A 21222-nucleotide genomic window follows, 5' to 3' on the forward strand; every position below is an offset into this window, starting at 1 on the left:
TCCACGGTCCGACGTCCCGGCCGGCACCTTCTTCCTACCTTCCTCCCCGTCACGAGGAGAGGAGAAGGGGCATGCGCCGCTTCGGAAGGACCCTGGCCACCGCCGCATTGGCCGTGGCCGTGGTCGGGGGGAACGCGGGATGGGCCTCCGGCGACAGCCAGCAGGCGGTCACCGGGCCGCCGCCCGGCACCGCCGCCTGGCGGGCCGACACCGCGTCCGGCCGGCCGCTCCCCGACCCCGCGAGCGCCTCGCCGCACGACGTGGCCCGGTTCTTCGCCGGGCTGGACGACGCGGAGCGCCGGGAGCTCGTACGGCACCACCCGCTGGTGGTGGGCAATCTCGACGGAGCCCCGGTCACCCTCCGGTACGAGGCCAACCGGCTGGCCGTCCTCGCGACGGGCGAGGTGCGCTACGCCTCGCTCGCCTCACCGGGGCGGCAGATCCTCGCGTTCGATCCGCGCGGGCGCGGCCAGGTCGTCGAGGTGTTCGGGGATCTGGGGCGGGCCGCGCACGTATCGGTGATCGTGCCGGGTTCGGACAGCGACGCCACCACATACGACGCGAAGCGCGCGCCGAACACCGGTCCGGCCGGGATGGCCCGGTCGCTGCGCGCCGCGGCCGGCGAGAACACCGCGGTGGTGGCGTGGACCGGCTACACCACCCCCGTCGGGGTCGGTCTGGACGCGGCCTCCGGGCGGCTCGCGAAGGCGGGAGCGGAACGGCTGGCCCGGTTCACCACGGGCCTCGACGCGGTCGGCGCACCCGACCCGGTGCTGTTCTGCCACAGCTACGGCTCGGTGGTGGGAGGCCTTGCCGCCCGGCACACGGACGCCACCGACATCGTGGTGTTCGGCTCCCCCGGCATGCGCGCCGACACCGCCGCCGGCCTGCACACCCGGGCCCGCGTCTGGGCGGCCCGGGGGCCCTCCGACTGGATCGCCGACGTACCGAACGTGGAGATCGCCGGGATCGGCCACGGCGCCGATCCGGCCTCCGCCGCCTTCGGCGCCCGCCGGGTGCCCGCCGCCGACGCAAAGGGCCACACCGGCTATTTCGCACCGGGCACCCAGTCCCTGGCGGCCTTCGCCGCGATCGCGAACGGAGAGGCCCGATGAGCACCCTGACCCGGCTCTTGGGGGCGGCCGACCGGATCGAGCGGCAGACCCCCGCCCACCGCGACCGGGCCGTCGACGGGCTGCGCGCCCTCGCGCTGCTGGCCGTGCCGACCGGACACTGGCTGCTCGGCGGGTTCACCCTCGACGCGGAGGGCGGCCTGCACAACGCCAGCCCGCTGTCCGCGTTCGGCGGTCTCGCCCCGGCCGGCTGGGTGCTCCAGATGCTCGGCATCTTCTTCCTGGTCGGCGGCTACGCCTCGGTGCTCTCCTACCACCGCCGCCCGGGGTCCGCCGTGGCCTGGCTGAAGGGCCGGATCGCCCGGCTGGGGCGGCCGGTGCTCGGGGTCACGGCGGTGTGGGCGCTGGCCGCGCCGGTGCTGTACGCGATGGGGGTGCCGGAGGCCACGCTGCGGACGGGGGCCACGCTGGTGATCCAGCCGCTGTGGTTCGTCGGGGTGTACGTGGTGGTCACCGCACTGACCCCGTACTGCGTACGGGCGGCGCACCGGCTCGGCGGATGGGCGGCGGCCCCCCTGCTCGCCTCGGTCGCGGTGGTGGACTTCCTGCGCTACGGGCCGCTCGCCGGTTCCGTGCCCTCCTGGCTGGCGCTGGTGAACATCGCGCCGGGCTGGCTGTTCGCGTACCAGCTGGGCGTGTCCTGGGGCGAGCGGCGGATCGGGCGGCGCGGGGCCTGGCTGCTGCTGGCGGGCGGGACCGTGCTGTTCGCGGCGCTGCTGACGGTGTTCCACTACCCGGCGTCGATGGTCGGCGTACCGGGCGAGGCGCGGACCAACTCGCACCCGCCCTCGCTGCTGGTGCCGGCCCTGGCGGCGGCGCAGTCGGGGGCGGCGATGCTGTTGCGGGACCGGCTGACGAAGCTGCTCGCCCGGCCGGCGCTGTGGGCCCCGGTGGTCGTGATCAATTTGTGCGCGATGACGATCCTGTGCTGGCACCAGACGGCGATGCTGGCGGCGGCCGTGCCCGGTTCGTTCGCGGGAGGGCTGGCGGGCCTGACGACGGCGCCGGAGAGCCTGGGCTGGATCGCGGCGCGGCTGGCGTGGATGCCGGTGTTCGCGGCGCTGCTGGTGGGCATCGCCCGGTACGCGCGCCGGTTCGAAGAGCCGTGGACCCGTGCCACGGCGGTGCGGCGGACGCTCGCGGGACTGCTGGCGGCTGGGTTCGCGGTATTCGCGCTGGGGCTGGCCTGATGATCCGGACCGGACGGACGTGAGCACGGGGATTTACCCGGACTGTTGCCGTCCGTCAAGCCACGGGATTCAGGGGCGTGACGCGATGCGGTGGCCGGGCCCTACTGGACATGGGTCCACGTACCGAAGTGGCCCAGCGCATCGGCCCACCCACTGAAGGAGCATTCCCATGACTCACCCCTTTCGGACTCGGCATTTTCTCGTCTTCGCCGCCTCGACCGCCGCGGCCGCAGGAGCCGTGCTGTTGCCCACCGGGGCATTCGCCGCCACTCCGGCGACGCCGCACACCGTCGTAGCCGAGAGCCGGCCCGGCAATCCCGGGCAGAACGACAACTCCAGCCTCCTCTGGGTCGTTCCCGAGGGGAGTGACGAGGGCAGGATCATCGTCTTGCCCGACGCCAAGGATGTCCATGACAACACGGGTCACAGCAAGCCGGGCCAAGGCAAGATCCACCCCGGCAAGGGCGACCGTCACGACAGCACGGGGGTACAGGCTCCCGGCAAGAGTTACGAGTGGGAGTGCGTCGCAGCCCCCTGCGGTCCCCCGTCGCAGCCCCCGACCGTGGTGGTCACGTAGGCGGACCGGTGACCCGGACGAGAGCGCCGCTCCCCGGAGGGAGCGGTGCTCTCGGCATGGCGGGAAGCGGGTCAGGCGATCGAGGCCGCGACGATGGCGGCCACCGCCAGGTTGCAGGAGGCCGTGACCCAGACCGCCGGGTGCGGCTCCGGGTCGACGACGATCGCGCCGAGCTTGCCGGGAGTCACCCAGTCCAGCACCAGGAAGGCCACGCCCATCAGGACCAGGCCGAGCAGGCCGAAGGCGGCGGTGGACAGCATCCCCTTGCCGAAGTCGTCGTACGTGGTCCAGATCGACGTGAAGACGATCCCGCCGACGCCGAGGAGCGCGGAGCTCAGCATGACGGCCGCATTCCGGTTGCGCTCCTCCCAGATCTGCTTCGGGAGCTTCCCGGGCGTCAGCACGTCCACCAGGACGATGCCGAGGATCAGCAGCACCAGGCCGAGGGCGCCGAAAGCGCTGGTGCGGCCAAGTCCGTTGATGATGTCGCTCATTGGGAAGCCGTTCTCCGCGGGGGTAGGAAGGTCCTGCCGTGCCTGACGCGCACCTGCCGTCGGGGTGGCCGAATCTATCGCACGGCCATGCGGCAGACCATGGAGAGTTCAGGAAATGGTAAAGCTCAGGGCGGCAGGGGCCGGTGAGGCGGAGGTGCTGACCGGGCTGGTGCTGCGTTCCAAGGCGTACTGGGGGTACGAGGCGGAGTTCCTGGCCTCCTGCGCGCACGAACTGCGGATCCGGGCCGGGGAGGTGGCGGCCCGCCGGATCGTGGTGGCCGAAGACGCGCCCGGCGGCCGGGTGCTGGGGCTCGCCTCCCTCGAGGGCGAGCCGCCGGTGGCCCGGCTGGGGCTGCTGTTCGTGGAGCCGGAGGCCATCGGGCGGGGTGTCGGGCGGCGACTGTACCGGGATGTGCTGGGCCGGGCCGCCGAACTGGGGTTCCGCAGGCTGCTGATCGACGCCGATCCGCATGCGGCGGGGTTCTACCGGGCGATGGGGGCGCTGACTTCGCCGGAGCCCCGCCGGCCGGACGACGGCGACGTGCCCGCCGGCCTGCTGCGGTTCGAGGCGGCGCCCGCGCCGCTCGCCGACTGGGCGCAGGCCTGGACCGGCGGCGGACCGGCCGTGCACGTGGGCAATGTCGCCGAGTACAACGCCCAGTTCGCCGATGCCTCCCTGGACCGCGAGCAGCGGGCCGCGCACCACTACGCCTGCCTGGCCGCCTTCTACAGCCCGCGGGCGGGTGCGCTGGTGCTGCCCGGGACGGTGCCGCAGGGCTGGATCGAGCGGGTCCGCCACGTCCTCGAGTGGGAGGAGGTGGAGGTGTACGACGGCCTGGTGGACCGGGGTTCCGGGCTGTCGGACGCCGTACGGGCCCGCCCGGCACTGGCCGGGCGGCTGACCGGGGCCGGGCTGCCCCTCGTACCGTGGGGGCGGACGGAGCCCTTCGCGCGACTGGCCGGGCGGCCGTGGCGGCCCGGCGAGCTGCGGTACGAGTCGAAGTCGGCGGCGCACGGCCTGTTCGAGCGGATCCTGGCGGGCGGCGGGCATCCCCGGATCGTGCTCCCCGCCCAGTGGCCGGCCGCCACCCGGCGGGCGGCGGCCAGGCTGCTGGCCGCCCGGGCCGAGGCGGACGAGAGCACCGTTCTCAAATCGGAGCACGGTGTCGGCGGTTCGGGCACCACCGTGGTGACACCCGACCGGGTCCGGGCGGCGGGCGGCGCCCGCGCGGTGCTGCGCGGTCTCCCGCGCGGGCCCCTGCTGGTGGAGGAGTACGTGTCCGGCCCGGCCGGGCCCGGCGGACCGCGCGACCTGACGTACGACGGGTTCGTGGACGAGGCGGGCCGGGTGCACGAGGCGGGCGGTGCGGTGATGGACGTGGCGGGCGCCGGGTACCGCGGCGCGACGGTGGGCCCCGGGGTGGTGCCGGCGTGGGCGGAGAAGCCGCTGCTCGCCTTCGGGGAGGCGGTGGGCCGGGAACTGGCGGCGGCCGGCTACCGGGGCTGGTTCGACGTGGACTTCGTCGCCGACGGCGCGGGCCGGCTGGCGCCGACCGAGACGAACCTGCGGCTCACCGGGCCGTCCATCGCCTTCATGGTGGCGGCCCGGCTCGACGCGCTGCGGGGCGCGGGGCATTTCGTACGGATCGCCGACCGGGTGGAGCTCGGGGCCAGGCTGCCCGAGGCCCCGCTCGACGAGCTGTGCGAGACGCTGGCCCGGGGCTGCGCGGAACTCGGGGCGGTGTTCCTCCCCGCGATCCCGACCGGCGCCTTCGACCCGGCGCCCTGGCTGGGTGTGCTGGTGGCGGCGCACAGCGGGGAGGTGCTGGACGCCGCCGAGGCGCTGGTGCGGGCGGAGGCGCTCGCCGTGGGGGCGGCGTTCGCCGAAGGCCGGTGATCCGGGTCGGCGGAGCCGTCTCAGTTCAGTCGTCCGAGCCGTCGAAGCCGTAGGGCGACGGCGGTTTCCGGGTGACGTAGACGGCGACGATGCCGGCCGCGATCATCAAGGGGATGTTGAAGACGTAGACGAGGGCGGCCTGGAGCGGCCAGTCCTGCTTGGCCGCGAGCCGGTAGAAGTTGTCCTGCGGCCACCAGGCGACGAGCAGGTAGACCACCGCGAGATGCGCTTCCGTGGTGAGACGCCGGTCGCGGCCCTGGCGGCGCATCCGGGCGCGGCCTCGGAAGAGGAACAGCAGCCCGGCGGCGAAGGCGGCTCCCTCGAACAGGTAGAGCACGAAGAAGAGGGACGCCCACGGGTTGGGCACACCGCGCAGGTCGGTCGCGCCCGGCCAGAAGATCTTGGAGAGGGCGAAGAAGAACATTCCGGTGACCACCGCCGCAAGGACGCCCCAGCCGAGGAGGCCGAGTGGTCCGGCGAGTGTGCCGCGGCCGGCGGCCTCGTACTTCCCGGCGCCCCGCACGGCGTTCTCCTGGCCCGGCTTCGCCAGGAGAACGGGCTGGGTCAGGGCGTCCCGGTCCTCCTGGCCCGCGCGGTTGCGGGGCAAGGTGCGCAGCCGGACCACGGAGTGCGGGGTCTGCGCCCGGAGCACCTTCCCCTCGAGGTGGGCGCGGAGCCGCCCGCTGTCCGGCAGGTCGGCGCCCGGGGACCGGGACGGTGCGTCGGCCGGCGGGGCCACGTAGGCGACCAGCCGGTGCGTGCCGGTCCCGCCGTCCGGGACCTCGGCCACGAGCGCGGCGCCGATGTCCGGGTGGCTGCGGATGACGGATTCGACGGCGTGCGGGTCGAACACGCCGTCGGCCGCGGTGATCCGTTCCCGGATCCGGCCCCCGAACTCCAGCAGCCCGTCCGGGCGCAGCTCCGCGAGGTCGCCGGTGGGGATCGCGTCGCCGCCGTCGGGCGGGGTGAGACGGATCTGCCCGTCGCGGAGGTCCACGCGGCATCCGGGGAACGGGACGCCGATCAAGGAGAGCTGCTCGGGGTCGTCCACCGGACGGGGCAGCTGCGGCAGTTCGAACCAGGTGCCGGTGCCCGCGGCCTCGGTGGGTCCGTACACGTTGAGCAGCCGGGCGCCGGTCCGGAGCCTGCTCTGCAAGGCGGCCTGCTCGTCGAGGAAGAGCCGGTCCCCTGTGACCGTGACCATCCGCAGCGACCGCAGGGCCGGGTCGGGGCCGCGGCGGCTGTGGGCGCCCGCGGTGGATCCCGGGCCGGCGGCGGTCGCGTCGCGCAGAAGCAGCCGGGTCGCGCCGGCCGGGTCGGTGTGCACCACACTGACCTGCTCGGCCTCGACCGCCCGGCGGATCCCCTCGGGCGTCCAGGGCGCGCGCTGGGGCAGGACGAGGGCGCCGCCCGAGCACAGGGCCCGGGTCCAGCCGGCGGCGAAGGCGGTGATGTCCGGTCCGGGGGTGATCAGGTGGCGGTCCCCGGGGACCGGCCGGATGACCTCGGCCCAGCCCGCGTGGGCGGCGAGCAGGCGGGTGTGGCCGACGGGCACGGCGCGGGGAAGCGCCGCGCCGGTGAACAGGACGGCGGCCGTCGTGCCGGGCGCGGGGCGCTCCGGCGGTTCGGCGGGCCGGCCGGTGATCGCGGCCGCGTCCGCGTCGAGGCGGATCACCGGCAGGCCGCTGCCGTCGTCCAGCCGGGCGTGGTGCGCGGCACGGGTGAGCAGGACGTACGGGGTGGCCGCGGAGAGCTGCCGCTGCCCGGTGAGCGGGACTTCGACGTCGATGACCGCGTAGGTCCCGCCGGCCTTGAGGACAGCGAGGAGAGCGACGACGAGTTCGGGCCGGCGGTCGGTCGCGATGGCCGCGACGGCGCCGGGCGGCAGACCGCCGGCTATGAGATGGTGCGCCAACCGGTTGGCACGGGCGTCGAGTTGTCCGTAGGTGAGGCGATCCGCGCCGGCGATGACGGCATACGCCAGCGGGGTGTCCCGTGCCTGCTGCTCGAAGAGGTGCAGGACGGTGTCGGCGGTCATCCGGCCGGCGTGATCGGAGCCTGGTTCCTGCGTCGGTCCCTGTGTCGGTCCCTGCGTCATCTCCCGATGATGACACCCCTCGCCGCCAGTCGGCATGGGCGTGAACATCCCCCGCCCGAGCGGGAGTTCGATACCGATCCGGCCAAGAGGTTGACCTCGAGTTTGGTTGAGGTCATACCGTTCCCCGCATGGACATGGAAGTAACCGCCTGGACATCGCTGCACAGCGCGATGAACGCCCAGCAGGACCGGCGCCCGCTCTCCCGGGCGAGCCTGCGCCGGGTCGCCGCATTCGCCCGCCCGCATCGCCGCGGACTCACCCTGTTCCTGCTGCTCAGCGTGGTGACCGCGCTGCTCGCGGTGGCCACCCCGGTCCTCGCGAGCAGGGTGGTCACCGCCATCGTGGACGGCCGGGACAGCGGTACGGTCACCCGGCTCGCCCTGCTCATCGCGCTGATCGCGGTCGCCGAGGCGGGACTCGGGCTGCTCACCCGCAAGCTGTCGGCCACGCTCGGGGAGGGGCTGATCCTGGACCTGCGGACGGCCGTCTTCGACCACGTGCAGCGGATGCCGGTGGCCTTCTTCACCCGGACCCGGACCGGTGCGCTGGTCAGCAGGCTCAACAACGATGTGATCGGCGCCCAGCGGGCGTTCAGCAACACCCTGTCCGGGGTGGTCGCCAACACGGTGACCCTGCTGCTGACGCTGGCCGTGATGCTGAGCATCTCCTGGCAGATCACCCTGCTGGCGCTCGTCCTGCTGCCGGTGTTCGTCCTCCCGGCGCGCCGGATGGGGGCCCGGATGGCCGCCATGCAGCGGGAGGCGTCGACACTGAACGCGGCGATGGGCACGCAGATGACGGAGCGTTTCTCCGCGCCGGGCGCCACCCTCGTCAAACTGTTCGGGCGGCCCGCCGACGAATCCGCGGAGTTCGCGGCGCGGGCGGCGCGCGTGCGGGACATCGGGATCCGTACGGCGATGGCCCAGTCGGCGTTCATCACCGCCCTCACGCTGGTCTCGGCCCTCGCGCTCGCGCTCGTCTACGGGCTCGGCGGGTACTACGCCCTGCACGGGGCCCTGGATGCCGGGAACGTCGTCGCCCTCGCCCTCCTCCTGACCCGCCTGTACGCCCCGCTGACCTCGCTCGCCGGGGCCCGCGTCGAGGTGATGAGCGCCCTGGTGAGCTTCGAGCGGGTCTTCGAGATCCTCGACCTGAAGCCGCTGATCGCCCAGAAGGCGGACGCCGGCCGGGTGCCGGACGGGCCGGTGGCCGTGGAGTTCGACCGGGTCTCCTTCGGCTACCCCTCCCCCGACAAGGTCTCGCTCGCCTCGCTGGAGGAGGTCGCGGTCCTCGACGCCCGGGGCGGCACGCAGGTCCTGCACGAGGTGTCGTTCCGCGCCGAGCCGGGGCAGATGATCGCCCTGGTCGGTTCGTCCGGCGCCGGCAAGTCGACCATCGCGCAGCTGCTGCCGCGGCTGTACGACGCCGATGCGGGCGCCGTCCGCCTGGGCGGGGTCGACGTACGGGACCTCACGGCCGACTCCATCCGGGAGACGCTCGGCATGGTCACCCAGGACGGGCACCTGTTCCACGAGTCGGTGCGCTCCAACCTACTGCTGGCCCGGCCCGGTGCGGGCGAGGAGGAGATCTGGGAGGCCCTGCGGCGCTCGCGGCTGGACGGGCTGGTCGCCTCGCTCCCGGACGGCCTGGACACGGTGGTCGGCGAGCGCGGCTACCGCCTCTCGGGCGGTGAGCGGCAGCGGCTGACGATCGCGCGGCTGCTGCTGGCCCGGCAGCGGGTGGTGATCCTGGACGAGGCCACGGCGCACCTGGACTCCACGTCGGAGGCGGCGGTGCAGGAGGCCCTGGGCGAGGCCCTCGCGGGCCGGACCGCGGTGGTGATCGCGCACCGGCTGTCGACCGTACAGGCGGCCGACCTGATCCTGGTGGTCGAGGACGGCCGGATCGTGGAGCGCGGGACGCACGCGGAGCTGCTGGCCGCGGGCGGACGGTACGAGGAGCTGTACCGGACCCAGTTCGCCGCGGCCGATGCCGCTCCGGGCGGCGCCGTACCGGCTGCGGGAGCATGATGCCGGGAGGCCCTCATGCGGCGGGCCGCTGCCGACCGTGGAGCACGTGGAGCAACTGATGGACATCAAGCTGGAGCTGGTCGCCGTCCCCGTCACCGACGTCGACCGGGCCAAGGCTTTCTACGAGCGGATCGGCTTCCGTGCCGATCACGATGTCACCGTGAGCGAGGACATCCGGTTCGTGCAGCTGACCCCGCCGGGGTCGGCCTGCTCGATCGCCCTGGGCAAGGGCCTCACCCGGATGGCCCCGGGGTCGCTGGACAACCTGCAGGTCGTCGTCACCGACATCGAGGAGGCGTACGAGGACCTGCGCGGGCGGGGCATCGAGGTGACGGAGATCCAGGACATGCCGTGGGGCTCGTTCGTCTACTTCTCCGACCCCGACGGCAACGGCTGGGCGGTGCAGCAGACGACGCCGCGCGCGGCGGGCGCCGAAAACCGGGCCGGTTCTCCGGGACGGGCGGGCGGCCCTCCGGCGGCGAGTTGACCTTCAAGCGGGATGAAAGTCGACAATCGCCGTCATGGACGACACCCCGCCCGACCTGATGACCATCAGCGCGTTCGCCCGAAGGGCCGGGCTCGCACCCAGCGCCCTTCGCTTCTACGACGACTGCCGCGTGCTGCTGCCCGCCCACGTGGACCCCGCGACCGGCTACCGCCACTACACCGCCGCGCAGGAGCCCCGGGCCGCGCTGCTGCGCGATCTGCGCGCCGCCGGGCTGGCGCTGGCCGACGTGGTCGCCGTACTCGACGGGCCGCCCGAAGGGGCCCGGGAGGTGCTGGAGCGGCACCGGACGGCGGTCCGGGAGCGCGGGCGGGCGGCCGACGCGGCGATCGGAGCGGTGCTGGGCGGGCTGCCCGGCGGGCCGGCGGTCACCGAGTTCGGGCTCGGCGGGGCCGAGTTGGCGAGCGCGGCCCGGCAGGTGGCACCGGCCGCGGGGCGGGACCCCGGCCATCCCGTCCTGGGCCGTGTCCTGGTGGAGTTCGAGGAGGACGAGGTCCGCTTCGTGGCCACCGACCGCTACCGGTTCGCCCTGCGTACGCTGCGGCCCTCGGCCCTGACCGGGCCGCCCGGCCGGTTCCTGATCGGCGCGGACGACCTGGTCGCTCTGGGGGCGTGGGCAGCCCGGGCCGCCGAGGTGACGGTGTCGGCGGGCCCCGCGGGGGCCGGGACCCCGCTCACGGTCCGGCATCCGGGCGGCTCCCGCGAGGCGGCCCCGGCCGAGGGCGAGTTCCCCGCGTACCGGGAGATGCTGGCTGCCCTCGACGGCCCTGCTCACCGGGTGGTCGTGGACCGGGCCGCGCTGATCGCCGCCCTCGACGCGTGCGGCGACGCCGTCTCGGCCGTCGCGGTGGAACTGGGCCGCGACCGGCTGGTCGTATCCCGGCCGGACACCGGCGCCTGCGCCGTCGGGCTGGCCGCCGTACGCGAGGAGGCCGAGCCGGTGCGGATCGGCTTCGACCCGGCGGTGCTGGCGCCAGCCCTGGAGGCCGCCGTCGGGCCGGACGTCCTGCTGGAGATCTCCGCGGCGCCCGCCCGGCCGGTCCGGGTCCGATCGGCCGACCAGGGCAGCTTCACGACGCTGGTGATGCCCGTCGCCCTGCCCGCCCGCCCGGCCGGCGGAGGTCGGGCGTCGTGAATCCGGAATCGGAGGTCGTCCGGCTGTGCGTCCGGGGCATGGGCGCCGAGGCCGAGGGAAGGGACTCCGACGCGCGGGAGCTGTTCCACCGCGCGTGGGAGGCCGCCGACGACGACTACGAGGCCTGTATCGCCGCGCACTACCTGGCCCGGCACCAGCCGAAGCCCGAGGACACCCTGCACTGGAACCGGACCTGCCTCGAACTGGCCGGCCGGGTCGGCGGCGAGCGCGTACGGGCCTTCTACCCGTCCCTGCACGCCGCGATGGGCCGCGCCCACCTGGACCTGGGGCAACCGGGCGAGGCACGCGCCCACTTCGAGGCCGCTGCCGACCGGCTGGCCGACCTGCCGCCCGGTCCGTACGCCGACTGGCTGCGGCTGTGCATCGCCCGCGGGCTGCGCGCCACGGCCCCGGCGGCGGGGCAGCCGGACCCGCTGCGGGTGCTGCTGACGGGCTTGTGCGAACGCGCCGACCTGGAGTCGCTCGGCCTCCTGCTGCCCGCGTACCTCGGCAATCTCCACCGCCCCGAGGACGAGGATCGGCTCACCACCACCCTGGGCATGCTCCATGCCGAGCGCCGCCTCGCAGAACGCGATCAGGCGGCCTTGGGCGAGGTGATCGCGCTCCGCGTCCGGGCGGCGCCGGGCGTGGGATGAGGCTCCGGGCAGGGCGCGGCACCGAGACTGGGCGAACTGGACGTTTCCGGAAGGGAAGTGACGCTGTGGAGACTGTCGCGCTGCTGGGCACCGGGATCATGGGCTCGGGAATGGCCCGGAACCTGCTGCGGGCCGGGCTCGGGCTGCGGGTGTGGAACCGGACCCGGGAGAAGGCCGAGCCGCTGGCCGCGGAGGGCGCGGTCGTTGCGGACAGCCCGGCCGGGGCGGTCGCCGGGGCCGATGTGGTGCTGACCATGCTGACGGACGGCGCGGCCGTGGCGCAGGCGATGGCCGCCGCCGTGCCGGGGCTGCGCGCGGGGCAGGTGTGGGCGCAGATGAGCACGGTCGGCGTGGTCGCCCTCGAGGAACTGGCCGGCTTCGCCCGGGAGCACGGCCTGGTGTTCGTGGACGCCCCGGTGCAGGGGACCCGGCAGCCCGCGGAGTCCGGGACGCTGGTGGTGCTGGCAGCCGGACCGGCGGATCCGCGGCTGGACCCGGTGTTCGCCGCGGTGGGGGCCAAGACGCTCCGGGCCGGGGAGGAAGCGAGGGCGGCCACCCGCCTGAAGCTGACCACGGTCGGGTACGCGATCACCTTGACGGCGGCGGTCGGCGAGGCCCTTGCGCTGGCGGAGGGCCTGGGGGTGGACCCGGGCCTGTTCGCGCAGGCGGTGACCGGCGGCCCGATGGACAACCCGTACCTCCAGGCGAAGATGAAGGCGGTCCTGGAACGGGACTTCGCCCCCAGCTTCACGGTGCACGGCGCCGAGAAGGACACCTCCCTGATCGCCGAGGCGGCGGACCGGGCGGACGTGGCGGTCGACCTGGCGCGGGCCACCGCCGCCCGCCTCCACCGCGCCGCGGCCCGCGGCCACGGCGCGCAGGACATGGCGGCCGCCTACTTCGCGGGCTTCGAGGACGCGCCTTAGGGGTGTCCGGCGGATCACGGCCGGACACCCCCTAGGCGTTCGCTGCGTGCAGGCGGCGCATGACCGCCATCAGCTCGTCGGGCGGGACCACGGAGAAGGACCGGGTCGCGTCGTCGATCTGCGTCAGGCTGGTCACGGCGCCCTGGTGCCACCAGTACAGCCGCGGCGACAGGGGGCCCGGGTTGTTGTCCTGGTAGGCGCCGAGGCCGAAGGCGGCCAGGTCGTTGACGGCGGCGACCACGTGGTGGTCCGCCAGCGGGTGGAAGACCAGGTGGTGGCGGCTGGGCACGGTGAACAGGGCGCCGTCCGCGGGCAGATCACGCCCCGTCACGGAGCGGACCAGCTCGTCGAGGACCAGCGCCTTGCTCGCCACGAACATGGACTCGCCCGAGACGATGTGGAGCAGGCCGCCGCTCTGCGTCGGGGTGGTCTCGTACTCGACGGGTTCGTCGACCAGGTTGGCGCGACCGGCGGTGCGCAGCGCGTCGAGGCCGATGCGGGCGACGTCCTGGTCGTCGAGGATCCGGACGGCGTCGGGGAGGTCGAGCGCCAGCGTCTCCAGCAGTCCGGGCGCTATGCGGCGGGTGTAGCTGAAGGAGGGGGCGGCCTGCGGCGGGATGGAATCCTCGGGTACGAGCCGCAGGTACGCGCTGCGCAGCGTCCGGTCGGGGGCGTCCGCCGTCGACCGGGAGGCGTGGTCGAGGGCGGCGAAGTGCCGGTCCACGATCCGGGGCCAGTCCCGCGGGTCGGCGCCGCGCACGAACTCGGCGAGATTGTGCAGGGCCCGGGTGCCCTGGGGGGCGTGGACGGAGTCGCCGGCGACGGTGACCTGCGCGCCCTGGTCGGCGTGGTGACGGCGCACCAGCTCCCGGAGGTGCTCGGCCTGGCTGGTCGTCAGGGCGGGCAGGTGGGGATCGTACGAGGTGGCGGACTTGGACTTGAAGAACTTCACGACCCGACTCTATTGAACGACTTGTCCCGTTCCGTCGGCCGGTAGCCCGTCACGCGGACGTGGGCGCCTTCACGGGGAGGTGGGCGCCGGCGCGAGGACGTCGAGCTCCTCCAGGGCGCCCACCGCGATCCGCCGGGTCAGCGCCTCGGCGCGGGCCGCGTCGCCCTCCCGTACGGCCTCGGCGACCTGGACGTGCAGGGTGACGGCGGCCGGGTCGGGGTCGTGGAACATCACCGCGTGCTGCGTGCGGCCGGTCAGGACCTCGGCGACGACATCGCCGAGCCGGGCGAACATCTCGTTGCCGGAGGCTTTCAGCACGATCCGGTGGAAGGCGATGTCGTGGTGCAGGTAGCCGTCGAGCTGGTGGCCGCGCGAGGTGCGGACCATGCCGAGGGCGGCCTCGGTGAGCGCGGCGCACTGGTCGGGGGTGGCCCGGGCGGCGGCGAGGCCGGCCGCGACCGGCTCGATCGCGGAGCGCAGCACGGTCAGGGAGCGCAGCTGGCGGGGGCGGTCGGTGCCGGCGAGGCGCCAGCGGATGACGCGCGGGTCGTAGACGTTCCACTCCTCGGTGGGGCGCACGGTGACACCGACCCGGCGACGGGACTCGACCAGTTGCATGGACTCCAGGACGCGTACGACCTCGCGCACCACGGTGCGCGAGGCGTCGAAGCGCTCGGCGATCTCGTCGGTGCGCAGGACGCTGCCCGGCTGGTGCTCGCCCGCGGTGATCGCCAGGCCGAGGGTGTCCAGCACGTGGGAGTGGAGTCCCTGGCCTTCAGTGGTCATGGCGTAAGCGTACGGTGACCCCCCATCAAGCAAATGATGTGACGTTTGCCGCCAGGCTCTTGAATAAGTACTACTTAACGGGCTTCAGTGAGGGCGCACGAACCGATGTCGACGAAGACAGCGAGGTACGACGTGAGCGGCACCCAGCGCGTGCTGGTGGTGATGGGCGTGGCCGGCACGGGCAAGACGACCGTGGGCAGGCTGATCGCGGACGCGCTCGGCCTTCCGTATGTGGAGGGCGACGCGTTCCACCCGGCGGCCAACGTCGCCAAGATGTCCGCCGGCATTCCGCTGGACGACGCCGACCGGCGGCCCTGGCTGGACGCCATCGGCGCGTGGATCCGCGCCCGGCCCGCGGACCGGGGCGCGGTGGTGGCCTCGTCGGCCCTCAAGCGCGCCTATCGCGACCGGCTGCGCAGGGCCGCGCCCGACGCGGTGTTCGTGCACCTGACCGGAGAGCGCCCGCTGATCGAGCGGCGGATGGCGGCCCGCACGGGCCATTTCATGCCGGCCGCCCTGCTGGATTCGCAGTTCGCCACGCTGGAGCCGCTCCAGCCCGACGAACTCGGCGTCGTCGTCGACGTGTCCGGATCACCCGAGGAGATCACCGAACGATCCCTGGCAGCGCTGGCCGCGCTGCCCGGCGTCCGCCGGCCGGCCTCCCCCTCCCGAGAAAGCGAAGGAACCCCACCGTGACAGGTCTCAGCGTCGAGATACTGGCAGCGGCCGCGCCCGCCCCCATCACCTCGGCCGGGAACACCCGGCTGGGCGTGGCCGTCCTCGCAGGTATCGCGGTCATCGTCCTGCTCATCACCCGCCTCAGGCTGCACGCCTTCCTGGCGCTGACGGTCGGCTCGCTCGCCCTCGGGGTGTTCGCGGGCGCCCCGTTGGACAAGACCATCGCCAGTTTCACGGCCGGACTCGGCGCCACGGTCGCGGGGGTCGGCGTACTGATCGCACTCGGCGCGATCCTCGGCAGGCTGCTCGCGGACTCGGGCGGCGCGGACGAGATCGTCGACACCATCCTCGCCAAGGCCAAGGGCCGGGCCATGCCCTGGGCCATGGTGCTGATCGCGTCGGTGATCGGGCTGCCGCTCTTCTTCGAGGTCGGCATCGTGCTGCTGATCCCGGTGGTGCTCCTGGTGGCCAGGCGCGGCAACTACTCGCTGATGCGGATCGGCATCCCGGCACTGGCCGGCCTGTCCGTGATGCACGGGCTGATCCCGCCCCACCCCGGCCCGCTCGTCGCCATCGACGCGCTGCACGCGAACCTCGGTGTCACCCTCGCCCTCGGCGTGCTGGTCGCGATCCCGACGGTGGTCATCGCCGGGCCGCTGTTCTCGAGGTACGCGGCCCGCTGGGTGGACATCCCGGCGCCCGAGCACATGATCCCGCAGCGGCCCTCGGCGGAGCTCGAGCACCGCCCCCGGTTCGGGGCGACGGTGTTCACCGTGCTGCTGCCGGTGGCGCTGATGCTGGTCAAGGCCCTGGTCGACATCGCGGTCGACGACCCGAAGAACCCCGTGCAGCGGGTCACGGACGTCGCGGGATCCTCGCTGATCGCGCTGCTCACAGCAGTGTTGGTGGGCATGTTCACCCTCGGCCGGGCGGCCGGGTTCAGCCGGGCGCGGCTCTCGACGACGGTGGAGAAGTCGCTGGCCCCGATCGCGGGCATCCTGCTGATCGTGGGCGCGGGCGGGGGCTTCAAGCAGACCCTGATCGACGCGGGCGTGGGCGGGATGGTCCTGGACCTGTCGAAAGACTGGTCCATCCCGGCCCTGCTGCTGGCCTGGCTGATCGCGGTGGCCATCCGCCTGGCCACCGGCTCGGCGACGGTCGCCACGATCTCGGCAGCCGGCCTGGTGGCTCCGCTCGCCGCCGGCATGTCGACCACGGAGACGGCCTTGCTGGTGCTGGCGATCGGGGCGGGCTCGCTGTTCTTCAGCCACGTCAACGACGCCGGGTTCTGGCTGGTCAAGGAGTACTTCGGGATGACGGTCGGGCAGACGCTCAAGACCTGGTCCGTGATGGAGACCGTCATCTCGGTGGCCGGCCTGGGCTTCGTCCTCCTGCTGTCACTCGTCCTCTAGCTGCTCCGCGGCCACGGCGAGTCCGTTCGCGGCGGTGGCGCAGCGGTCGGCCAGGGCGGCGACCTCGGCGCGGAACGCGTCGGCCTGCGGGCCCTGCCAGTCCAGCGCTTCGGCAGCCGCGCGCAGCCGGTGCGCGTGGCCGCGCAGGGCGGCGGAGTGACTGCGCAGGCCGTCGGCCGGGTCCGGCGGACCGGGCCGCAGCCGGGGGCCGGGGCTCACCGGCTGCGCCAGGGCTGGACGAGGAGGACGCCGCCGGTGCCGATGAGGCCGATCGTGTGGACGCAGCCCTTGTGCCGGGCGGGCGGGGCGGGGGCGGGGCGTTGGCCCGCCCCCGGCCCGCGGTCCCGGTCCCGGTCGAAGAACGCCCGGACGGCGGCGCCGAGTCCGAGCAGCGGTTCGGCGGGCACGGCCCGGCCGGTGGCCACCTGCCAGCCGGCGTGGTCGTTGAAGGGGTTCACGTCGGTCAGGGCGTTCCACGCGAGCAGGTCGGCGAAGGACGGGGACAGCAGCGCGAACGCCCGCTCGGCGCCCCGGTCCCGCATCAGCCGGCGGAACACACGGACGGCCGCGGCCTGCCGGTCCTCGTCCACGGCCCGGAGGATCGCCGCGCAGTCGGGGTCGTCCAGCAGATCGGGACGGCCCGCGCTCGCCGCCCGGATCCGGGCCTTGAGACCGCAGACGGCGAGGCTGACGGCGAGGCTCTCCCGGCCGGTGAGGATCCCGGCGAACCAGCCGGCCCGCGCGACACCCCGGCCGCGCGGAGCCCAGCCCAGGCCCGCCGGGTCGGTGAGGGTGTGCAGCAGGGTGCGCCAGCCGAGCCGGTACCGGGCACGGCTGCGGGTGCGGCGGCGGCCGAGGGCGGCGGCCGGGAGACGGGTGCCGAGGGCCAGTTCGGAGGCGTGCCGGGCGGCTTCGCCGACGGCGTCGGCGGCCTCGGCGAGCTCGCGGCACAGGGCGTCGAGCAGATCGGCGTCCGGGCCGGTGGGCGCGGAGGTCGCGGCGTCGGACATGGAATCCTCGCGGGATGTCGGTGGGGAGGGTGGCGTCAGCGGCGGGTGAGGGTGAGCCGGATGCCGCGCGGGTCCAGCGCCACGGGCAGTGGTCCCGGCGGGTCGAGCACCGGCCGGGTGGCCGTGATGCGGCGGCGGCGCAGGACCTCGGCGCACAGCGCGGTGGTGATCAGCAGACCCAGCCGGTCGCCCGGGCAGCGGCCCGGGCCGTGGCCGAACGGGGCCATCCGGATGTCCTCGTCCGCGCCGGGGGTCTTCCAGCGGCCCGGTACGAAGACGTGCGCGGCGGGGACGTGTTCCGGGTCGCGCTGATGGAAGTGGGCGGGCAGCAGGACGGTGGTGCCGGCCGGGTGCCGCACCCCCCGCCACGCCGTCTCGGTGCGGGTGACACGGATCAGGTCGGGCACCGCCGGGTACAGGCGCAGGCACTCCCGTACGCAGGCGCGCAGCCGGGGCAGTTCCCCCGGCGCTCCGGATCCGGCGGCTTCGGCGGCCGCCGCGTCCTGCTCGGCGGGATGGGTGCCGAGCAGGAGCAGGGTGCGCAGCAGGGTCGCGGGGATGCCGTCCATGGCCCGCAGGGCCCGGTCCTCGCGGTCGGCGTATGCGGCGGCCCGGCCGAGCAGGGTGTGCCCGTCGGCCGTCCCGGCACGCTCCCGGCCGTGGCGGCGCAGCCGGCCGAGCAGGCCGGTGAGTTGCCCGTCTCCCGCGGCCGCGGCGTCGCCGAGCACGATCCGCCGGGCGGCGCGGGCCACGGTGTGCCGGACGCGGACCAGGTCGAGGGTCGCGGCGGCGGTCAGGTGCCGGGCCTCCTCGGCGATGATGCTGCGCACCGCGCCGCACGAGCGGATTTCGCCGGTGCCCGGCGGGGCCGGTGCAGCGGGCGGCAGGGCGCCGGCGGGTTCGGCGTCGTAGAACTGCCGCAGTTCCTGCCGGTCCAGCAGGACGAGGACGGCCCCGGACAGCCCGCGGACGAGGACGGGCGCCCCGCCGTGGCGGGCCCGCAGGGCGCGCAGCGTGTCGGCGGAGAAGGCGGGGCGGGCGCCGCCGGGGCCGCGGACGAAGAGCGGGAGGGCGCGGCCTGCGACGAACCGGACGGACTCGGAGCGCCCGGCCCGCGCCTGCTGTCCGCGTGAGACGGCCGACTGGGTCGTACCGGGACCGGTCATGGCTGCACCACCTCCCTGGGATCGGGCCGCCGGAGGCCTCGCCGGACGGCCGGTCCGGGCGGTCCGGGCGGTCCGGGCGGTCGGGTCCTCCGGCGGGCGCCGACGCCGTACGCGCAGCACGTCGAGGGCGGCCTCGTGAAGCGTGCGCATCCGGGTACCTCCGCGCGCGGCCGGAAACCAACGGTCGGTGACATCGAGCTCACCGTACGTCGGCCTCGCGGGGACCGCGCCCCGAGCGCTACCCGAGCGGATCCGGCCCCGCGAGCAGCACGGCCACGTCGAGACCGGCGGAGAGGCAGGAGGTGAAGGCGTCGTTGTTCAGCGCCCAGGGCGACCGGCGGCGCCGCACGAGCGCCACGGCCTCGGCGGCCGGCAGACCCCGCTCGACGAGCACCTGGGCGATGACGAGCCCCGACCGGTTGCACCCGGACCGGCAGCGCACGAGGGTGCTGAGCCCCGTGTCGAGCGCCGACACGGCCGAACGGGCGAGCCCCTGCACCGGTCGCGGCTCCGCGGCGGTCAGCGGCCCGTCGGGCATCTCCGCGACCAGGTGTTCCACCCGGGGGTCGGGGCCGTGCCCGGACCGGGCGTAGAGGCCGATCACCAGATCGAACTCGGAGCCGACCACGACGGGACGCAGCTCCCCGGCGGGATCGGTCCAGGGGTGCCCGCCCATCCAGAGGCCGGGCACGACCTCGCCCCAGGGGGACTGGGGGCCGGACCGGTCGCGGTCCTTGAGCCGAGTACTCCGCATCTCGGCTCAGGGAAGGGGAGTTGACGCGAAGGCAGCTTCGCGGAAGGCCTGCCGGAGGGGGCCCGGCGGGCGGGCCGGGAGGAAGGCCGCCCAGCGGTGGAGGCGGGGGGAGACCCACACCGTCGGGGTTTCGCCGTAGGACCAGGTGCCGTGCGGGGCCGGGTGCCAGAGGAGGCCCCGGGCGGGGGTGAGCTCGCCCGTGCGGATGCGGAGGGACTCGGTGATCCAGGCGCGGGTGAGGGGGTGGTCCGCCGGGGAGAGGAGGTGGCTCAGGAAGCGGACGAGGTCGGCCAGGGGTGCGTGCAGGGTGCCGTCGGCGAAGCGGGTGCCGGTCATCCCGAGGGGGTGCCAGATGCGGGTGGCGGCGAGCTCGGCGAGGGGGCTGCCGGTGAGGTGCTCGGCGAGGCGCGTGAGGGCGGTGTGGGCCGCGGGGCCGGTGGAGTGGCTGAGCAGGTGGTGTGCGGTGGTGCCGACCGGGGTGTCGGCGGCGGCGCCCTCGCCGTACGCAGTGAGGGGGGTGTGCAGCCGCAGTGCCTCTTCGGCGACGAGGCTCCCGATCACGGGCCATACGGCGAGTACGGGGATCAGGCCGCCGACGTCGTGGAGCGTGCCGTCGTCCGCCGACCCGGCGTGCAGTCCCTCCGGTCCCCCGACGGCCCACCCGGCATCGGAATCAGCCGACTGCAACACGCCCCGAACCCGATCGGCCACCTCGGCCGCGTCGGCCGGGCAGGACCGGTCGGCCGCGTCGACTACCCCGGCCACGCCGGTCGGCTCGGCCGCGTCCACCCGATCGGCAATCCCTGCCGCATCGACCCGGCCGGCCCCTCCGGCCGCGTCGGCCGCGTCGGCCGCGTCGGCCGCGTCGGCCGCGTCGGCCGCGTCGGCTCGGTCGCTCTGGAGCGTCATGGTCCCCCACGCTAACCACCGTCGGACCGCCCTCGCAGCCTCGCCGCCCCGAGTCGGCTTGGATTCGCCCCTGGCCACCCGAATGCCAGCCGCGTGCCGCCGGGCCCCGGATATCCGCGTGCCCTGCGCCCGGGCGCCTGGCAGGGTCTCCCGGGTGACCCTGATCCTTCCGCCCCGCATCACCGACTCCGCCGCCCGGCTCCGGGACGCCGCCCACGCGCGCGGGCTGGACACCGTACGGCTGGACACCTTCGCCGTGCCCGAAGGGCTGCGGGCCGGGCATCTGCATGCCGGACCGGGGTTCGCGGACGCCGTGGCTCCGCGCCTCGGGATAGGCCTGCTGGAGGCTCCGGCGGACTGGCTGGCGGGGCTGCCGCGGGAGTTCACCGGCCGGGAGATCCGGCTGGTCCCGATCCGCGAGGCCTACGCGCTGCGCCGGCCCGTCTTCGTGAAGTCGCCCAACGACAAGTCGATCCCGGCCCTGGTCTACGCCGACGGCTCCCGCCTACCCGGCCCCGACGCGGTGGATCCCGAGACCGAGGTGCTGGTCAGCGACGTCGCGCGCTTCACTGCCGAGTACCGGATGTACCTCCTCGACGGCGCCGTGCACACCGCGAGCCGGTACGCAGCGGACGGCCGACTGAGCCTCGGCCCGGCGGCCGGCGAGGCGGTGGCCTTCACCGAACGGCTGCCGTTCGCCACCCTGCCGTCCGCGATCGTCGTCGACGTCGGTGTCGCGGACGGCCGCTGGTCGGTGATCGAGGCCAACGCCGCCTGGGCCAGCGGCACGTACGCGTGCGATCCGCAGCGCGCCCTCGACGTCGTCCTGCGCGCCGCCGCCCCCGTGCACTCCGTCGCGGACCGGGACCAGGCGTTCCTGCGCTGATCGCACCGGAAGGGGGCGGGGCGCCCGC

Annotated in this window: 21 protein-coding genes; 12 read left to right on the forward strand and 9 right to left on the reverse strand. The window is 74.7% G+C overall.

Going from position 1 to position 21222, the window contains the following annotated elements; genetic code table 11:
• Positions 1 to 71 precede the first annotated feature (71 nt).
• The 3 genes from AB0I68_RS10680 to AB0I68_RS10690 all read left to right on the forward strand — a co-directional run bounded on the left by AB0I68_RS10680 (position 72) and on the right by AB0I68_RS10690 (position 2900).
• Positions 72 to 1115, forward strand: a complete 1044-nt coding sequence (locus AB0I68_RS10680) for an alpha/beta hydrolase (protein WP_363176864.1) — start codon at positions 72 to 74, stop codon at positions 1113 to 1115.
• Complete coding sequence (locus AB0I68_RS10685) at positions 1112 to 2323, forward strand: acyltransferase (protein ID WP_363176865.1); 1212 nt, start codon at positions 1112 to 1114, stop codon at positions 2321 to 2323. The genes AB0I68_RS10680 and AB0I68_RS10685 overlap by 4 nt, the downstream gene beginning before the upstream one ends.
• 169 nt (positions 2324 to 2492) lie before the next feature.
• A complete protein-coding gene (locus tag AB0I68_RS10690; RefSeq protein ID WP_363176866.1) occupies positions 2493 to 2900 on the forward strand; it encodes a hypothetical protein in 408 nt (135 codons plus the stop codon).
• Positions 2901 to 2971: 71 nt separating this feature from the next.
• Here the strand turns inward: AB0I68_RS10690 and AB0I68_RS10695 are convergent, their stop codons facing one another.
• Positions 2972 to 3394, reverse strand: coding sequence for a DUF350 domain-containing protein (locus tag AB0I68_RS10695; RefSeq protein WP_363176867.1), 423 nt, complete (start codon positions 3392 to 3394; stop codon positions 2972 to 2974).
• A gap of 115 nt (positions 3395 to 3509) precedes the next feature.
• On the opposite strand from AB0I68_RS10695, the gene AB0I68_RS10700 reads away from it, so the two are divergent.
• Positions 3510 to 5291: a GNAT family N-acetyltransferase gene (locus tag AB0I68_RS10700; RefSeq protein WP_363176868.1), complete on the forward strand. Its 1782-nt coding sequence runs from the start codon at positions 3510 to 3512 to the stop codon at positions 5289 to 5291.
• Between the two features lie 25 nt (positions 5292 to 5316).
• On the opposite strand, the gene AB0I68_RS10705 is transcribed toward AB0I68_RS10700, so the two are convergent.
• Entirely contained in the window at positions 5317 to 7329 is a 2013-nt protein-coding gene (locus tag AB0I68_RS10705) for an AMP-binding protein (RefSeq protein WP_363176869.1), read from the reverse strand.
• A gap of 188 nt (positions 7330 to 7517) precedes the next feature.
• Between AB0I68_RS10705 and AB0I68_RS10710 the strand changes: the two genes are divergently transcribed.
• The 5 genes from AB0I68_RS10710 to AB0I68_RS10730 all read left to right on the forward strand — a co-directional run bounded on the left by AB0I68_RS10710 (position 7518) and on the right by AB0I68_RS10730 (position 12641).
• Complete coding sequence (locus AB0I68_RS10710) at positions 7518 to 9419, forward strand: ABC transporter ATP-binding protein (protein ID WP_363176870.1); 1902 nt, start codon at positions 7518 to 7520, stop codon at positions 9417 to 9419.
• 58 nt (positions 9420 to 9477) lie between these two features.
• Positions 9478 to 9906 (forward strand): VOC family protein, encoded by a 429-nt coding sequence (locus tag AB0I68_RS10715; protein WP_363176958.1) that lies wholly within the window; start codon positions 9478 to 9480, stop codon positions 9904 to 9906.
• 34 nt (positions 9907 to 9940) lie between these two features.
• Positions 9941 to 11059: a MerR family transcriptional regulator gene (locus tag AB0I68_RS10720; RefSeq protein ID WP_363176871.1), complete on the forward strand. Its 1119-nt coding sequence runs from the start codon at positions 9941 to 9943 to the stop codon at positions 11057 to 11059.
• A complete protein-coding gene (locus AB0I68_RS10725) occupies positions 11056 to 11715 on the forward strand; it encodes a hypothetical protein (protein ID WP_363176872.1) in 660 nt (219 codons plus the stop codon). The genes AB0I68_RS10720 and AB0I68_RS10725 overlap by 4 nt, the downstream gene beginning before the upstream one ends.
• Positions 11716 to 11780: 65 nt before the next feature.
• On the forward strand, positions 11781 to 12641 hold the full coding sequence (locus AB0I68_RS10730) for an NAD(P)-dependent oxidoreductase (protein ID WP_363176873.1): 861 nt from the start codon (positions 11781 to 11783) through the stop codon (positions 12639 to 12641).
• Between the two features lie 31 nt (positions 12642 to 12672).
• Here AB0I68_RS10730 and AB0I68_RS10735 read toward each other — a convergent pair whose 3' ends face one another.
• On the reverse strand, positions 12673 to 13593 hold the full coding sequence (locus tag AB0I68_RS10735) for a hypothetical protein (protein WP_363176874.1): 921 nt from the start codon (positions 13591 to 13593) through the stop codon (positions 12673 to 12675).
• 69 nt (positions 13594 to 13662) lie between these two features.
• Entirely contained in the window at positions 13663 to 14379 is a 717-nt protein-coding gene (locus AB0I68_RS10740; protein ID WP_363176875.1) for an FCD domain-containing protein, read from the reverse strand.
• Between the two features lie 105 nt (positions 14380 to 14484).
• On the opposite strand from AB0I68_RS10740, the gene AB0I68_RS10745 reads away from it, so the two are divergent.
• Positions 14485 to 15075 carry a gluconokinase gene (locus AB0I68_RS10745; RefSeq protein ID WP_363176876.1) on the forward strand — a complete coding sequence of 197 codons (591 nt, stop codon included), beginning with the start codon at positions 14485 to 14487 and terminating at the stop codon, positions 15073 to 15075.
• Complete coding sequence (locus tag AB0I68_RS10750) at positions 15072 to 16469, forward strand: gluconate:H+ symporter (protein WP_363176877.1); 1398 nt, start codon at positions 15072 to 15074, stop codon at positions 16467 to 16469. The genes AB0I68_RS10745 and AB0I68_RS10750 overlap by 4 nt, the downstream gene beginning before the upstream one ends.
• Here AB0I68_RS10750 and AB0I68_RS10755 read toward each other — a convergent pair.
• The 5 genes from AB0I68_RS10755 to AB0I68_RS10775 all read right to left on the reverse strand — a co-directional run bounded on the left by AB0I68_RS10755 (position 16455) and on the right by AB0I68_RS10775 (position 20308).
• The gene (locus tag AB0I68_RS10755) at positions 16455 to 16688 is read right to left on the reverse strand and encodes a hypothetical protein (protein ID WP_363176878.1); all 234 of its coding nucleotides are present in this window, start codon (positions 16686 to 16688) and stop codon (positions 16455 to 16457) included. The genes AB0I68_RS10750 and AB0I68_RS10755 overlap by 15 nt on opposite strands.
• A complete protein-coding gene (locus AB0I68_RS10760; protein ID WP_363176879.1) occupies positions 16685 to 17479 on the reverse strand; it encodes a hypothetical protein in 795 nt (264 codons plus the stop codon). The genes AB0I68_RS10755 and AB0I68_RS10760 overlap by 4 nt, the downstream gene beginning before the upstream one ends.
• Before the next feature lie 35 nt (positions 17480 to 17514).
• Complete coding sequence (locus tag AB0I68_RS10765; protein ID WP_363176880.1) at positions 17515 to 18645, reverse strand: cytochrome P450; 1131 nt, start codon at positions 18643 to 18645, stop codon at positions 17515 to 17517.
• Between the two features lie 238 nt (positions 18646 to 18883).
• Positions 18884 to 19399, reverse strand: a complete 516-nt coding sequence (locus tag AB0I68_RS10770; protein WP_363176881.1) for a protein phosphatase — start codon at positions 19397 to 19399, stop codon at positions 18884 to 18886.
• Between the two features lie 6 nt (positions 19400 to 19405).
• Positions 19406 to 20308 (reverse strand): hypothetical protein, encoded by a 903-nt coding sequence (locus AB0I68_RS10775; protein ID WP_363176882.1) that lies wholly within the window; start codon positions 20306 to 20308, stop codon positions 19406 to 19408.
• Positions 20309 to 20462: 154 nt separating this feature from the next.
• Between AB0I68_RS10775 and AB0I68_RS10780 the strand changes: the two genes are divergently transcribed.
• Positions 20463 to 21194, forward strand: a complete 732-nt coding sequence (locus AB0I68_RS10780) for an ATP-grasp domain-containing protein (RefSeq protein WP_363176883.1) — start codon at positions 20463 to 20465, stop codon at positions 21192 to 21194.
• Positions 21195 to 21222 lie beyond the last annotated feature (28 nt).

This window comes from Streptomyces sp. NPDC050448 (assembly GCF_040655295.1).
Lineage (GTDB): Bacteria > Actinomycetota > Actinomycetes > Streptomycetales > Streptomycetaceae > Streptomyces.